At 59.9% G+C, this 16037-nt stretch carries 13 protein-coding genes; all 13 read left to right on the top strand.

Annotated features, from left to right (window positions below; genetic code table 11):
• The first annotated feature begins 9 nt into the window (after window positions 1–9).
• The 13 genes from JFT91_RS05245 to JFT91_RS29445 all read left to right on the top strand — a co-directional run bounded on the left by JFT91_RS05245 (window position 10) and on the right by JFT91_RS29445 (window position 16035).
• Window positions 10–1530: a sigma-54 interaction domain-containing protein gene (locus tag JFT91_RS05245; RefSeq protein ID WP_201229343.1), complete on the top strand. Its 1521-nt coding sequence runs from the start codon at window positions 10–12 to the stop codon at window positions 1528–1530.
• Window positions 1531–1842: 312 nt separating this feature from the next.
• The gene (locus tag JFT91_RS05240; protein ID WP_003229566.1) at window positions 1843–1983 is read left to right on the top strand and encodes a hypothetical protein; all 141 of its coding nucleotides are present in this window, start codon (window positions 1843–1845) and stop codon (window positions 1981–1983) included.
• Between the two features lie 18 nt (window positions 1984–2001).
• Window positions 2002–3198, top strand: coding sequence for a type VI secretion system-associated FHA domain protein TagH (tagH, locus tag JFT91_RS05235; protein WP_201231744.1), 1197 nt, complete (start codon window positions 2002–2004; stop codon window positions 3196–3198).
• A gap of 5 nt (window positions 3199–3203) precedes the next feature.
• Entirely contained in the window at window positions 3204–3704 is a 501-nt protein-coding gene (gene tssJ / locus JFT91_RS05230) for a type VI secretion system lipoprotein TssJ (RefSeq protein ID WP_201229339.1), read from the top strand.
• Window positions 3705–3706: 2 nt separating this feature from the next.
• Window positions 3707–5038 carry a type VI secretion system baseplate subunit TssK gene (tssK, locus tag JFT91_RS05225; protein ID WP_201229337.1) on the top strand — a complete coding sequence of 444 codons (1332 nt, stop codon included), beginning with the start codon at window positions 3707–3709 and terminating at the stop codon, window positions 5036–5038.
• A 5-nt stretch (window positions 5039–5043) separates the two neighbouring features.
• Window positions 5044–5919, top strand: coding sequence for a type IVB secretion system protein IcmH/DotU (icmH, locus tag JFT91_RS05220; RefSeq protein WP_008078709.1), 876 nt, complete (start codon window positions 5044–5046; stop codon window positions 5917–5919).
• Window positions 5920–5932: 13 nt separating this feature from the next.
• Window positions 5933–9472: a type VI secretion system membrane subunit TssM gene (tssM, locus tag JFT91_RS05215; RefSeq protein WP_201231743.1), complete on the top strand. Its 3540-nt coding sequence runs from the start codon at window positions 5933–5935 to the stop codon at window positions 9470–9472.
• Window positions 9472–10200: a PP2C family protein-serine/threonine phosphatase gene (locus tag JFT91_RS05210; RefSeq protein ID WP_008078706.1), complete on the top strand. Its 729-nt coding sequence runs from the start codon at window positions 9472–9474 to the stop codon at window positions 10198–10200. The genes tssM and JFT91_RS05210 overlap by 1 nt, the downstream gene beginning before the upstream one ends.
• Window positions 10197–11198 (top strand): serine/threonine-protein kinase, encoded by a 1002-nt coding sequence (locus tag JFT91_RS05205; protein WP_201231742.1) that lies wholly within the window; start codon window positions 10197–10199, stop codon window positions 11196–11198. The genes JFT91_RS05210 and JFT91_RS05205 overlap by 4 nt, the downstream gene beginning before the upstream one ends.
• Before the next feature lie 28 nt (window positions 11199–11226).
• Window positions 11227–13281 (top strand): type VI secretion system Vgr family protein, encoded by a 2055-nt coding sequence (locus JFT91_RS05200; RefSeq protein ID WP_201231741.1) that lies wholly within the window; start codon window positions 11227–11229, stop codon window positions 13279–13281.
• 51 nt (window positions 13282–13332) lie between these two features.
• The gene (locus tag JFT91_RS29455; RefSeq protein WP_242489215.1) at window positions 13333–14685 is read left to right on the top strand and encodes an SH3 domain-containing protein; all 1353 of its coding nucleotides are present in this window, start codon (window positions 13333–13335) and stop codon (window positions 14683–14685) included.
• Window positions 14630–15553, top strand: coding sequence for a hypothetical protein (locus JFT91_RS29450; protein ID WP_242489214.1), 924 nt, complete (start codon window positions 14630–14632; stop codon window positions 15551–15553). Before JFT91_RS29455 ends, JFT91_RS29450 begins: the two co-directional genes overlap by 56 nt.
• Window positions 15550–16035, top strand: coding sequence for a hypothetical protein (locus JFT91_RS29445; protein ID WP_242489213.1), 486 nt, complete (start codon window positions 15550–15552; stop codon window positions 16033–16035). The genes JFT91_RS29450 and JFT91_RS29445 overlap by 4 nt, the downstream gene beginning before the upstream one ends.
• The last annotated feature ends 2 nt before the right edge of the window (window positions 16036–16037 follow it).

Below are 16037 nucleotides of genomic sequence, written 5' to 3'. Positions count from 1 at the left end.
GTGGGCGTGATGTTCACTCAAGTGCCGCAGCCGCTGGTCTATGCCGAAGCGTTGCTGGCGCAGTTCGCCAGTCTGTCGCGTGCGGCAGACGGCGCTGCGCTCTTGGGTGACTTCGTGCGTGGGCTGGCCGAGTTGAGCGGCTGCGAATTGACGCAGTTGTACCTGCTCGACGCTACCCACACTTGCCTGGGGATGAACGCCGAGTACCTCGACGGCGCGCTGCAACCGCGCGAAGCGGCAAGCCTGCCGGCGGATTACAACGGTGAGCAACTGTTGCAATTCGCCCTGTGCCAGAACCGCGTGGTGTGCCTCGACGACCTCGGCGGCAGCCTGCACGAAACCAGTTTCCTGCCGGTCGCAACGCAGGCCTGGCAATCGTTGCTGTGTGTGCCGCTGGTCAATCAGCACAAGGCAGTTGAAGGCTTGCTGCTGTGTGCCAGCCATCGCCGCGTCGACCTGCAAGGCTTCGCCCATTCCCTCGGCCAGCTCGGCTCGTTCGTGTTGGGTCAGTTGCACTTGCTGCAACGTCTGCGTCAGCCAGTGGATGTGGTCGCGCCGATGTCGCGCAGTGTGGCCAACGTCAGCGGTTATGGCCTGATCGGCAAAAGTGCGGCGATGCGCCAGACCTACTCGCTGATCAGCAAGGTCTTGCACAGCCCGTACACCGTGCTGTTGCGCGGCGAAACCGGCACCGGCAAGGAAGTTGTGGCGCGAGCGATTCACGACTGCGGCCCGCGACGTTCCCAAGCGTTTATCGTGCAGAACTGCGCGGCGTTCCCGGAAAACCTGCTGGAAAGCGAACTGTTCGGCTACCGCAAAGGTGCCTTCACCGGCGCCGATCGCGACCGTGCCGGGCTGTTCGACGCGGCCAATGGCGGCACGCTGTTGCTCGATGAAATCGGCGACATGCCGCTGTCGTTGCAGGCCAAGTTGCTGCGCGTGTTGCAGGAAGGCGAGATCCGTCCGTTGGGCTCCAACGACACGCACAAGATCGATGTGCGCATCATCGCCGCGACGCACCGTGATCTGTCGGTGCTGGTCAGCGAAGGCAAATTCCGCGAGGACTTGTATTACCGCCTCGCGCAATTCCCGATCGAACTGCCGGCGCTGCGTCATCGCGAAAGCGACATTCTCGAACTGGCGCGGCATTTCGCCGACAAGGCCTGCTCGTTCTTGCAGCGCGACCCGGTGCGCTGGTCGGAAGCGGCACTGGAGCATCTGTCTGGCTACAACTTCCCCGGCAACGTTCGCGAGCTCAAAGGCCTGGTCGAACGCGCGGTGCTGTTGTGCGAGGGCGGCGAGTTGCTGGACGAGCATTTCTCCCTGCGCATGGAACCGATGCCCGACGACCACAGCGGCCTGAACCTGCGCGAACGCCTGGAAAAAGTCGAACGCAGTCTGCTGCTCGATTGCCTGCGCAAGAACGACGGCAACCAGACCCTCGCCGCCCGCGAACTGGGCCTGCCACGTCGCACGCTGCTGTATCGCCTCGGTCGCCTGAATATCAATTTGGGTGACTTCGATGGTTGAGTTACAGCAGTTCGTCGAACTCAAAACATACCCTGTGGCGAGGGGATTTATCCCCGTCCGGCTGCGCAGCAGTCGCAGTCCGGTAAATACGGTTTCACTCAGAGACCGCGCTGGCAGGTTTTGGGGGCGCTGCGCACCCCAGCGGGGCGGTGCGACGTTTCGCCAAGTCCCCTCGCCACAGGAGATCGTGGCACCTCCTTGGATTGGCTCTGAGCCTTGGTTTAGAGCCTCCCAAGCCAATGAATTCGCTAATAATGGCGCCGCCCGCAAGGGTCGGCGCCTTGTGCTTTGTCTACCCCTGGAGACTCTCTGATGTCTGTTCGTCACTGGCACGCTGTTCTGCTGACCCTTGTCGTTCTTTGCGGCCTAGGCGGCTGTAGCGGCAATTACAAATTCAACGACAACGACTATCGCCCGTTGGGTGATCCGCAAGCGGTCAATCGCGGCAAGTGACCGCAAGGAGCATCAAACATGGAATTGGTTTTCGAAATGCTGAACACCAAGCAGTTCGTGCCCACCGAGTTGTGCCAGAAGACCTTCAAACAGGCCGGCGGCGTGATCGGGCGGGGCGAGGACTGCGACTGGATCATCCCTGACCGCAAGCGTCACCTGTCCAATCACCACGCGATTGTGAGCTTCCGTGACGGTGTGTTTTTCCTCACCGATGCCAGTAGCAACGGCGTGCAGGACGGCGACAGCGGCGCGCGCCTGCACAAGGGTGAGCCGGTGCGCATCGAGCACGGCAGCACCTATGTGCTCGGCGACTTCGAGATCCGTGCGCGGCTGGTCCGTGACCCGGCGGCGTTCGACGGTGAAGCCGGGCGCCCGCGCGCGGCCGGCAGCATCATTCCGGACGATGCGTTCCTCGATCTCGACCCGCTGAAATCCCTCGAACAGCAAGAGCGCGTGTACTCGGAATTCGAGGAAATGCTCGCGCCGAACACCGACCCGGAGGACTCCCGTCAGCGCGCCGACTATGCGCGCATCGACATGGAAAGCCTGATGGTGCCGGAGCTGATCGCCGCGCCCGCCGAACCTGAGCCAGCGCCGGCGCCAAAAGCCGTAGAGCGCCAGAGCGAAGGTTTCTGGGAGCAATTCGGTGCCGCGCTCGGTGTCGACGTCAAAGGTCTCAGCCACGACGAGCGTGAAGCCCTGGCGCTGAACGCTGCGCGCTTGCTACGTCAGAGCGTCGGCGGTTTGCAGCAGAGTCTGCGTACTCGTTCGGAGCTTAAAAACGAACTGCGTCTGGCCCAGACCACCGTGCAAGGCAGCAACAAGAATCCGCTGAAATTTGCCGTTGATCCGAGCGAAGCGCTGCAGATTCTGTTGCAACCAAGCAAGCCTGGCCATCTGCCGGCCGAGCAAGCCATCTCCCGCGCGTTCCGCGATTTGCAGGCGCATCAGGTGGCGTTGCTGACCGCCAGCCGCGCCGCCGTGCGCGGCACGCTGGAGCACTTCTCTCCGGAGCAACTGACCCTGCGTTTCGAGCGCGACAACAAGCCGTTGATTGCAACGTCGGGCGGGCGCTGGAGAGCGTTCGGTCGTTATCACCAGGCGCTGCGTCAGGACGATGACTGGAGCGAACGCCTGTTGGCCCGCGACTTCGCCCAGGCCTACGAAGAACAGATCCGCCTGATCTCCACCCTCCACACCGACCACCAAGGATGATGCGCATGTCTCGCCGCTCGACCGCTTTTTTCAAGACGCTGACTGCGCTCACCGTGCTGGTGCTGCTCGCCGGTTGCTCGTCGCTGTCGCCGTACTCGAAAGTGACCAAGATCAATCTGAAACTGACCGGTAGCGATCAGTTGAACCCGGATCTCAATGGTCGGCCGTCGCCGATCGTCGTGCGCCTGTTCGAACTCAAGCACCCGGTGACCTTCGAGAACGCTGACTTCTTCAGCCTCTACGAGCGCGCCAAGGAATCCCTCAACCCGGATCTGGTGGCCAGCGAAGAAATCGAACTGCGCCCGGGTGAAACCGTGGAAATGAAGCTCAGCGTGGAGGAGGGCAGCCGCTACGTCGGCATCCTCGCCGCCTACCGTGACCTGCCGGAAACCAAATGGCGCTACACGGTGCAGATCACTCCGCTGGAAGTCACCGACGCGGATCTGACGCTGGATCAGGCCGGGATCCGCAACACCCATGAAGTGCTCGCCAAGGCGGATGACTGACCATGAATACCCATAAAGTCATTTGGCAGGAAGGCATGCTGCTGCGTCCGCAGCACTTCCAGCACAACGATCGCTACTACGATCACCAGATGAAAACCCGCACCCAGTTGCTGGGGGGTTACACCTGGGGTTTCCTCAATCTGGAGATCGACCTGCAGTTTCTCAACATGGGCAAACTGGTGATCAGTGCTGCCTCGGGGATCTTGCCGGACGGCAGCCTGTTCGAACTCGGCGGCAACACCGAGCCGCTGGCGCTGGACGTGCCGCCGAATACCGGCAACACGCCGATCTACCTGGCGCTGCCGCTGGTCACCGGTAATCACATCGAGTCGCGCCGTCCGGAGCAGTCCGACGTTCTCGCGCGCTACACCGCGTACGACGCCGAAGTGGCCGACTCCAACGCCGGCGACGATTCCGCCAGCCAGGTCAGCTGTGGTCGCCCGGACTTCAAACTGCTGCTCGGCGAGCAGCAGAGCGATCAGGCCTACGTGAAGCTGAAGATCTGCGACGTGCTCGACACCACGCCCGACGGCGTGATCAGCCTCGACCCGGACTTCGTGCCGACCTACATTCAGGCCCACGCCTCCAGCTACCTGCTGTCGTGCCTGAAAGAAGTCATCAGCATGCTCAACCATCGTGGCGACACGATTGCCGAGCGGATTCGCTCCAACGGCAAGGTCGGCGGTGCGGAAGTCGGCGACTTCATGATGCTGCAACTGATCAACCGTACCGAACTGCTGCTGCGCCACTACCTGGGGCTGGAGCAGGTTCATCCGGAAGAGTTGTACCGCACGCTGCTGACCATGCTCGGCGATCTGGCGACTTTCTCAGGCGACAGCAAACGCCCGCGTCTGGACAGCCGCTACTCGCACGCCGATCAGGGCGCAAGCTTCCGCAAACTGATGGACGCAATTCGTCAGGTACTGTCGATGGTGCTCGAACAGCACGCCATCGAGCTGATCCTGCAAGCGCGTCAGTACGGCATCATCGTGTCGCCGTTGCACGACCACAAACTGCTTGGCACGGCATCGTTCGTGCTGGCGGCCAGTGCCAACTGCGACTCCGAAGAACTGCGCCACCGCTTGCCGGCGCACCTCAAGGTCGGCCCGGTGGAGCGCATCCGCCAACTGGTCAACCTGCACCTGCCGGGGATCAAGGTCAAACCGTTGCCGGTGGCCCCGCGGCAGATCGCGTTCCACTCGAACAAAACCTATTTCATCCTCGAACTCAGTTCCGAAGACCTGGCACAACTCGAGCGCTCCGGCGGCTTCGCGTTCCATGTGTCCGGCGAATTTGCCGAGCTTGAACTGAAATTCTGGGCCATCAGGAACTGACCGACATGATCAAGGACATGGAACACAATCAGGACGACAAAACCGTCCTGCTCGACCGTCAGGGCCATGGCCCGGCGTCGAGTCCGCTGACCGACTTCGCCGCGCCGCCGCGGTTCGAACAACTCGAAGAACGGATGATCTACGCCGCGCGTCTGCGCCCGGCCGAAGCGTTCAACATCAGCCTCAATTCGCTGGTGGCCGCTTCCTCCGAACTGCTCTCGGAAGTGGTGCGCCTCAAGCACAGCGAAACCCGCGAAGATCTCTACGCGCTCAACGAGCGCCTGACCGCCGGGCTCAAGCTGTTTGAAGTGCGCGCCCTGCACAACGGCGCCGAGAGCAGCCAGGTGATGGCCGCGCGTTACGTGCTCTGCACCGTGGTCGACGAAGCTGTCGTGACCACGCCGTGGGGCAACGAAAGCGAATGGTCGCAGATGAGCCTTTTGAGCAGCTTCCACAACGAAACCTTCGGTGGCGAGAAGTTCTTCCAGTTGCTCGATCGGCTGTCGAAGAACCCGGTCAAGCACCTGCCGATGCTCGAACTGATGTACCTGTGCCTGTCCCTCGGTTTCGAGGGCAAGTACCGCGTCCAGGCACGCGGCATGCTCGAACTTGAAGGCATCCGCGACGCCTTGTACCGGCAGATCCGTCAGTTGCGTGGCGACGTGCCGCGCGAGTTGTCGCCGCATTGGGAAGGCTTGAACGATCAGCGCCGCAACCTGGTGCGCATCGTGCCGGCGTGGATGGTGGTGTTGTTCACCTTCGTCTGCCTGGTGGTGATGTATTCAGGCTTCGCCTGGGTCTTGGGCGAGCAGCGCGACACCGTTCTGCAACCATATCAGCCGCTTGATCCGGCCGCGGTCCAGCCGCAGTCGCAGCCGTAAACAGGGACGTGTGATGAAAAAGTTTTTCAAGAAAGTCGGCGCCTTCCTGCGCCAGACCTGGGTCTGGACCCTGCTGCTGGTGCTGTTCGTGGCGCTGCTGGTGTGGTTCGTCGGCCCGTTGTTGGCGGTTGATGATTACAAGTTCTGGGAAGGTTCGACCTCCCGTCTGTTGACCATCAGCGTGCTGTTCCTGATCTGGGGCCTGACCATGGTCTTCGTCAGCTGGCGCTCGGGCATTCGCAAGAAAGCCGAAGAAGAGTCCGAAGACGGTCAGGATCGCATCCGCCGCGAAGAGCAGATCGACGAAGAACAGAAAGAGTTGAAGGCGCGCTTCAAAGACGCGCTGAAAACCCTGAAGACTTCGAGCCTGTATCGCGGCCGCAGCGAACGCTGGCGCAGCGACTTGCCGTGGTACCTGTTGATCGGCCCACAGGCCTCGGGCAAGACCAGCCTGCTGGACTTTTCCGGTCTGGAATTCCCGATCAACAAGATCGACCGCAAACTGACCCGCGACACCCTCGGCACCCGTCATTGCGACTGGTACTTCGCCGATCACGGTGTGCTGATCGACACCGCCGGCCGTTACCTGACGCAGCCTGACGCCGAAGTCGACGGCAGCGCCTGGACCACCTTGCTGGAGCTGTTGCGCAAGCGTCGTCGTGGCCGTCCGTTGAACGGCGTGCTGGTGACCATTCCGGTGGAAACCCTGCTCGGCGGCAGCGAACAAGATATCGACACCCTGGCGCGCCAGGTGCGTGCTCGCCTGCAAGACGTGCATCAGAAACTGCACGTCGACGTGCCGGTGTACCTGGTGCTGAGCAAGGCTGACAAGCTGCTTGGTTTCGACGAGTTCTTCGATCAACTGACCCGCGAAGAAAGCGATCAGGTGCTGGGTACCAGTTTCCGCAAGGATCAGGTCGGTACCGACGTGACCGTGCTGCGCAACGAGTTCGAAGAACTGCTGCGTCGCCTCAACAGCCAAGTGATCATGCGCATGCACTCCGAGCGCGACACGCAGCGCCGTGGCCGCATCCTCGACTTCCCGCATCAACTGGGGCAGATCGGCGAGCGCATGTGCCTGTTCGTCGACATGGCGTTCACCGGCAACCGTTATCAGCGTGCTACGCAACTGCGCGGTTTCTACCTGACCAGCGCACCGCACCTGACGCAAGAGATGGATTCGACCACCGCCGGCATCGGCGCCAGCCTCGGCCTGAACGCCGGTGTGTTGCCGACCCTGCGCAGCGGCCGTTCGCGATTCATTCATCACCTGCTCAGCCGAGTGATTTTCCCTGAAGCCGATCTGGCCGGTCTCGACAAGCGCGAGCGCAGCCGCATCCATTGGGGTCAACGTGCGTTATACGTCGGCGCACTGGCGGCATTGGCACTGTTCGGCATGCTTTGGGCTGGCGGTTTCTCGGCCAACTACGAGCGTCTGGAAAACCTGCGCAACCTGGCGCAGAACTGGACACAGCAGCGCTCGGCCTTGTCGCCGCGCGATGATGCGATGGGTGTGCTGAAAACCCTCGACACCAGCTACGCCGCGACCCAGGCCTTCCCGAAAAAAGGTGACGTCTCGTACCTTGAACGTGGCGGTCTGTATCAGGGTGAAACGGTTAATCCGGTGGTGAAAGAGGCTTACGAGCGCGAGCTTGAAAAGCAGCTGCTGCCACGCGTCGCGACCATGCTCGAAGGGCAGATTCGCGCCAACATGAAGGACCGCGAAAAGCTGCTCAACAGCCTGCGCGCGTACCTGATGCTGAACATGAAAGACCGTCGTGACGCCGCATGGCTGAAGGACTGGGTCGCCACTGACTGGTCGCAGCGCTACACCGGCAACACCGCGGTGCAGAACGGTCTGAACACCCACCTCGAACGCCTGCTGAAGCTGCCGTTTATCTACCCGCTGAACGACCAGTTGGTCACGCAGGCGCGTCAGGTATTGCGCAGCGAATCGCTGGCCACCGTGGTTTACCGCATGCTCCGCGAGCAGGCGCGCAACCTGCCGGAATACCGTTTCAGCCAACACCTCGGCCCGCAAGGCGCGCTGTTTATCGGCACCGAATATGTGATCCCGGGCTTCTACACGCAGACCGGTTATCAGCAGTACTTCTCGGTGCAGGGTTCGGCGCTGGTCACCGACATCCTGCGTGACAACTGGGTGCTGGGCGAAGGTGCGGGCATCAGCGACATGGACTTGCGTCGCCTGATGGTCGAACTGGAGCAGCTGTATTTCCGCGACTACGCCAACTACTGGAGCGAAGCCGTTGGCCAGGTAGCCTTGCCGCCGATCAGCGACGCCGGTGAAGGCGCCGAGCAACTGGCGGGCCTGACTTCGGCCAACTCGCCGGTGCTCGCATTGCTCACTGAAGTGCGTGAAAACACCCGCTTCCCTGCAGCTGCCGATCCGGTCGATGAAGCCGGTGATGCCGCCGATGCACTGGCGGGGCAAAAGGGCAAACTGGGTAAAGTCGGCAAACTGGCGTCTGCCGTGGCGGATAAGGCTTCGGCCCTGAACGTCGCCAAGAGCCTGCCGGACACCGCGAAGAAGTCGCTGCAACGTCGCTTCGAACCGCTGCATCGTTTGCTCGATGACAACAACGGTCCGGGCGCCGACCTGACGCCTGCCTTCACCGCGCTCAACGACCTGCAACTGCAACTGTCCGGTCTGGCCCGTTCCAGCACGCCGGAACAAGCCGCGTTCGAACTGGCGAAAACCCGCATGAGCGGCCAGCGTGATGCGCTGACCAACCTGCGCACCGCTTCCGGTCGCCTGCCGCGTCCACTGAGCGTGTGGTTCAACGTGCTGGCCGAAGACTCCTGGCGTCTGGTGCTCAACGATGCTTACCAATACCTCAACGGCCGTTATCAGAACGAGCTGTACAGCGTGTATGGCAAGACCATCAGCAAGCGTTATCCATTCAGCGCCAGCAGCACCAGCGACGTGGCGATCAGCGACTTCCGCGAGTTCTTCAAGGCGCAAGGCACCGTTGACCGCTTCTTCGACAGCTACATGCGTCCGTTCGTCAGCGGCGATCCGGGCAACTACCGCATGCGCAGCATCGACGGTCACAGCCTGCCGGTGTCCAAGGTCTACCTCGATCAGATGGCGGCGGCACTGACGATTCGTCAGAGCTTCTTCTCGATCAACCCGGCCGAACCGACCGTGCAGTTCAAACTGGAGCCGTACACCCTCGACCCGGCCGTCAGCCGTTCCGAGTTCAAGTTCGGCGACAAGACCATGGAATACCGTCACGGCCCGATCCTGCCAATGTCGTTCAAGTGGCCGACCGATGCTGAAGACGGTCGCACCAGCCTGGTCATGGACAAAATGGCCGGCCGCCCGATCGGTATCGAGAAGAACTCCGGCCCATGGTCGCTGTTCCGTCTGTTCGACCTGATGCAGACCGAGTATCTGACCGGTCGCGACGTGCTGGTGCTGAAAGCTGACGTAGGCGGCCTGCGTGCCAACTACCTGCTGACCAGCCAGCGCACGCCGAACCCGTTCGACATGGGCGTGCTGCGCACCTTCCGTATGCCGGTGCAGCTCTGATGCTGGTGGCCAGTCCCTGGCGCAGCGCGGCGCGTACTGACCCGGGCAAGGTGCGGGCGCGCAACGAAGATGCCTTCCTCGACCATCCGCAGCAGGGGCTGTGGGTGGTCGCGGACGGCATGGGCGGTCATCAGGGTGGCGACGTCGCCAGCCAGTTGATCGTCGCCAGCCTGGCTGAACTGCCGGCACACGACGAGTTCGACGAACGCCTCAAAGCCATTCGCCAGTGCCTGCACTGGCTGAACCGGCGCCTGGGGCAGGAGTTGACCGTCACTGCCGGCCGTCACGACAGCATCATGGGCAGCACCGTCGTGGCGCTGCTGGTGGAAGGCAATCGCGCGGCCTGCATCTGGGCCGGCGACAGCCGCTGCTACCTGTGGCGCGGCCAGCGTCTGTATCAACTGTCCAAAGACCATTCGCTGCAACAGCAACTGATCGACGAGCAACAGATGAGCGTCGAACAAGCGGCAGCGCACCCGTCGGCTCAGGCGTTGACCCGAGCCGTCGGCGCCGCCGAACAACTGACCCTGGATGTCCTAGAACTCGAGGTCTATCCGGGCGATGCGTTTTTGCTCTGCAGCGATGGTTTGTATCAAGGCCTGAGCAGCGATGCCCTCGGCAACGCCCTCAGCCTCAGCGCGCCGCACGTGGCGCTGGAACGTTTGTTCGACGGTGCCCTGCGGGGCGCCGCTCGGGACAATTTGACCGCCGTGGTAATCCGCCAATGAGTGAAATCGAATCGCCAATCGATGACTTGCTGATGAGCGAAGAACAGGCCAACAACCTGACCTACTTCGCCTTCGCCAAAGCCCATAACGCGGAACCCGCGCTGGCCCCCACCAAGGCCAGCATCGGCGCGTTGCCGGACGTGCTGGCCGGCCGTTATCGCCTCGAGCGCCTGCTCGGGGCCGGCGGCATGGGCGCTGTATACCGGGCGAGGGATCTGCTGCACGAACAGTTCGGCGATCCCGACCCTTACATCGCGCTGAAAATCCTCAGCGAAGAATTTGCCGAATCGCCGGACGCCAGTGCCTTGCTCTACAGTGAGTTCGCCCTGACCCGACGCCTGCGCCACGACAACGTTGTGCGCGCACACACCTTTGAAGTCGACACCGATTGCCAGCGGGCCTTCATCACCATGGAATACATGCGTGGCCTGACCCTGGACAAATTGCTCTGCGAGCGGCCCCTCGGCCTGCCGTGGAAAGAACTGCGCGACATCGTCCTGCCGCTGCTCGACACGCTGGCCTACGCCCACCGTCGCGGCGTGCTGCACGGTGACATGAAACCGAGCAACGTCATGCTCAGCGAGGAAGGCTTGCGCCTCTTCGACTTCGGTCTCGGCCAGGCAGAAGAGGGCACGTTGCCCGGCCTGCCACACCTGAGCCGCGAGCGCTTCAACGCCTGGACCCCGGGCTACGCCGCCCCCGAACTGCTTGAGGGCCAACCCTTGTCGGCCAGCGCAGACGTGTACGGCGTGGCCTGCGTGATCTACGAACTGGCGGGCGGCAAACACCCGTTCCGCCGCTTGCCCTCGACCCAGGCCCGCGACGAGCACCTGGAGCGCGAGCTGCAAGCCCCGCAGAACTTACCGAAACACTGTTGGCCAGCGCTGCAAACCGCGCTGAGCTTCGATGCGGCAGAACGCACCATCACTGCCGAACAACTGCGTGACGCCTTGGGCGCCACTTCATCCTGGCTGCAACGTCTGCGGTTTCGGGCGTAACGGATGACATTCGAACAGGGAGCACACAATGTTCAACTCAGCTAACGAGACCCACTTCAGCCTCAAGGTCGAAGACTACGTGGGCGACCTGCAAGTGCTGGCGTTCACCGGCACCGAAGGCATCAGCCAGCCGTTTCGTTTCGACCTCGAACTGGTCAGCGAAAACCCCGATCTGGACCTGGAAAAGCTCCTGCACAAGCAGGCCTTCCTCGCCTTCGATCCACAAGGTTCGGGCATTCACGGCCAGATCTACCGCGTCGCCCAAGGCGATGCCGGCAAGCGCCTGACCCGCTACAAAGTGTCGCTGGTGCCGCAACTGCAATACTTGCATCACCGCACCAACCAGCGCATCTACCAGCAGATGTCGGCGCCGAAAATCATCGCACTGATCCTCGAAGAGCACGGCATCAAGGGCAACGCCTACAACTTTCAGTTGAGCCAGCCGTGCCCGGATCGCGACTACTGCGTGCAGTACGACGAAACCGACCTGCACTTCGTCCAGCGCCTGTGCGAAGAGGAAGGCATTCACTACCACTTCCAGCACACCCCGAAAGGCCACCTGCTGGTATTCGGCGACGACCAGACCGTGTTCCCCAAACTCGGCCAGCCGACCGCCTACATTCAGGGCAGCGGCATGGTGGCTGATGAACCAGTGATCAAAGGCTTCCGCCTGCGCCTGGAAACCCGCACCAGCCGCGTCACCCGCCGCGATTACGACTTTGAAAAGCCGCGTCTGCAAATGGAAGCGGCCTACAAACCTGACGCCGCTCCCGATAGCCAAAGCACCGAACCGGATCTGGAAGACTACGACTACCCCGGCCGCTTCATCGACCGCGCGCGCGGCAAATTCCTCAGCCAACGCGCCCTCGAACGCCACCGCGCCGACTACCGTCAGGCCGAAGGTCGCGGCGACCAGACCCGTCTGGTCAGCGGCCACTTCCTGGAAATGTCCGACCACCCGCGCAGCGAGTGGAACGACCTGTGGCTGCTCACCGAAATCTTCCACGAAGGCAAACAACCCCAAGTCCTCGAAGAAGGCGTGACCAGCGACACCACCGACAACAAGGACGACTTCCATCAGGGCTACCGCAACACCTTCCTCGCCACCCCGTGGGAAGTGTTCTACCGCCCGGCCCTCGAACATCCGAAACCCCGCGTGCTCGGCAGCCAGACCGCCCACGTCACCGGCCCCGCCGGTGAAGAAATCCACTGCGACCAATACGGCCGCATCAAAGTCCAGTTCCACTGGGACCGCGAAGGCCAGGCCGACGACAAAACCAGCTGCTGGCTACGCGTCTCCAGCTCCTGGGCCGGCGACCGCTACGGCGCCATCAGCATTCCGCGCATCGGCATGGAAGTCCTCGTCACCTTCCTCGAAGGCGACCCCGACCAACCCCTCGTCACCGGCTGCCTGTATCACAAGGAAAACCCGGTGCCGTACGCCTTGCCAGCGAACAAAACCCGCAGCGTGTTCAAAACCCTCAGCTCACCGGGTGGCGGCGGCTACAACGAACTGCGCATCGAAGACAAAAAAGGCGCCGAGCAGATCTACATCCACGCCCAGCGCGACTGGGATGAAAACATCGAGCACGACCAGAAGATTCGGGTCGGCAACGAACGCCACGACACCGTCGAGAAGAACACCTACACGGAGCTCAAGGCCGAAGAACACCGCACCACGGTTTCCGACCGCAAGGTTGAAACGCGAGTCGATGATTACCTGACAGTTGGACAGAACCAGCACATCAAGCTGGGGACTGCGCAACTGACCAGCGCCGGGAAAGAGATTCACCTCAAGGCTGGGGACAAGATCGTTATTGAAGCCGGGACTGAGCTGACCATTCTTGGCGGTGGCAGCTTTATCAAGCTCGATGGCGGCGGCGTGACGGTGGTTGGGCCGGTGGTGAAGATTAATGCTGGCGGGGCGCCTGGGAATGGGACCGGGATCGGGATTAAACCGCCGGTGCTGCCGGGGGCGGCGGATAAGGATAAGGCGGGGAGTTTGATGGATCAGGCGTTGGCGAATTCGCCTGAAGAACAGGTCAAACGCAAGCCGAAACGAATGCTCAATTTTTCCGGGTAAGACATCGACGGCAATCCAAGCCACCAGGGATCAGAATTCAGGTAATTGGTAATGACAGAGACAACCAAGAAAGTAGAAAAATGGTCGTATCCCCTGAAAGTAGGGGCAGCAGCAGCGACGGATCCGCATCAGTTTTATAAGGCTTTAGCCAATGCCAAAGATGGGTTCTATCCATTGGGGGCCAATGGCCTTTGGCATGGTGGTGTTCATTTCGATGAAGCCTCGGGTTTGGTAACTGACTTGGCGGAAGTTAAATGCATCGCTGACGGTGAAGTAGTCGCTTATCGCATTGACAGCACGTACCCGAAATCCGCTTATGGTACGGCTGAGGCTGAGTTTTCGACCGGTTTTGTATTGGTTAAACACCGATTGGAAGCGCCGGTGCAACCAGCACCCCCAGCTCCTGCTGGATCGCCCGCTTCACCGCCAGCGGCTGGTCCAAGCCTGAATTTTTTCAGTCTTTACATGCATTTGTTGCAGTGGAAGAACTACGAAGAAACTCCAGCATTGTCGCGACCACCCTTTTGGGGTGGGGGCACGTTGCAAGTCAAATCGACGGCTGACGACGAAATCCTCGGTTTGCGTGTACGTCAGGAACCGCGTGGTAAGCCAGGGTACGCAACCGTGTTAACGGTTTTGAGCCGCGGTACGGTCGTCGAGACGGGTGAAGAAGAAAACGGCTGGCTTAAGGTGGTCAGCGTCATGCCCGCTAACACCGACCTCCAGCCCGGCGCAGGCTGGGTATTCAAGAGAGAAATGACAGCGGGATCGACACCCAACACTTACGTCATTGGTACCGCTGCAAAAGACCCGATGAATCCACCTCAGAAAGGTCTCGTTGTTCGTGCTACTGCGAGCCAGTCAGGCGCTGCAAAAGCCATTTTGCCCCACGGCACGCAAGTCAGGATCGGGAGCGACGGGACGCGTGGCAAATACCAGAAACTGTTGGAAATTGTCAGCGGGAATGCTGTTCCACCGTTGGCTCCTGCTGAGGTGCTCGGTTATGTCTGGGAGGGGCAACTTGAAACCAAAAGTGAGCCTGCCGAAAAGGACGCTGTGCATATCCTGACAACTCCATTCCCGATTACGGCGGGGAGTCTGATCGGCCATGTGGGGAAATATCAAAACCATTCGGATTCGGCCCCGAAGAATTTATTGCACGTCGAGGTGTTTAGCTGCGAAGACGTAAAGGCATTTACCGGACTGAGTAAAGAAAAAGCTGCGGGGTTGCCTGCGGCTGGAAAAACGCTCGTAAAAATTCCACAAGACAGCGTGTTGGTCACTCACACGCAAGGAATGAGCGCAACAAATCCACCTAAGGTGACCGATCCCCACAAAAAAGTTGGATATGACTTCTTTGTTCCAGTCGGAGTGTTGGACGCGCTACCAGCGGAAAAAAGATAAAAGTTCCTGTTGTTATGGGGGAACCACCACCTACACGCTTTGGTGGCGTCTGGATGGATTGCTTGGTGATGCAGAGGGGAATGAAATTAGCGGGTGGTTTGCAGAGCCGGATACTGCGTTGTCACGCCATTCTCCTTTTGAATGGGAAGGTTTCAGCTTTATAGATGAGGCTGGGAGTAACGTGGATCATTTGGCCGCGTTTCTTCATGCACAGGAAGGCCTTAGTGAGGAAGAGCAAGCTAACTACCAGCCTAATATCGGTAATGCCGAAGAAGGTTCTACAAAGCAAAAGCTTTACAAAATTCTAGACAGAAACGGTGATAAAAAGCTCACGCCTTCGGAAATAAAAGAGGCTTTGAGTAAGCCATGGTTCGCACAGCCGATTTCTCAGATGGTTACACGCTATGAAAACGAGTGGCAATTCAAACAAGAAAAATGGGATTCTCTGGATGAATTGATGGGCCATAGTGAATCAGAGCCACATAATGAATGGATTGAAGAAAAGGCAAGAATTAAAAAGTTGAGCTGGTGGGACAAGCTTGTCGGGCAACATGGAATTACCAGTGATACTAATGTTCGGCATTTTCATCCGATTGCGCTTATTGGGAGTTTTACTGCTCCACGTGATCTTATTACCTTGGAAATGCTTCGGGCTGCTAATCCAGCAGGAGAGGAGGCGCATCACGCCAATATTTTACCCTATCTCAATAAATATGCTTTGGCGTATAAGCTTGAACAACCAAAGGCTATTGCGCATTTTCTGTCTCAAGTTGGTCATGAAAGTCAACTCAGAGTTGTCGAAGAAGGTTTGAAGTTTAGCGCGCGGCAAATGAAAAAACTTATGGGTGCAGATACCATAATAAAGTGAATGGCTATAATGAGCAGACGGATAGCTGTGATTTTGGTGTGTTGAGAAGCAAGCTTTGGACAGAGACAAGTCATTACGCGCTGAATGCTGAAAATCTTGCCAGTTACGTCTACGCCGATCGAATGGGTAATGGCAATGAGGCTAGTCGAGATGGCTATCGATACCGCGGCCGCGGGATGTTGCAGGTGACGGGAAAATCGGAATATCAACGGTTTACTAACGTACATAATCAACGCAACCCCTCGGATATTCAGGATTTTGTGGCAAACCCGGATCTTCTGGTATCGTCGACCGAATACGGTGTTGAGTCTGCGTTCGTATTCTGGTTCACGAAAACTGGTCAGGGAGGCACTAAGTTGTGCGAAGTCGCCAAGACAGGCAGTGTCGCCGACGTAACTCAAATGGTGAATGGTGGCCAAAACGGATACGCGGACAGGAACACTAGATTTCAAGCACTTGCTGCACTCATGAACATTAATTAAGA

This window comes from Pseudomonas sp. TH08 (assembly GCF_016651275.1).
In the GTDB taxonomy this organism is placed as follows: Bacteria; Pseudomonadota; Gammaproteobacteria; order Pseudomonadales; family Pseudomonadaceae; genus Aquipseudomonas.
Note: the sequence above shows the minus strand (reverse complement) of the source record. Positions and strands in the feature narration are given on the sequence as shown.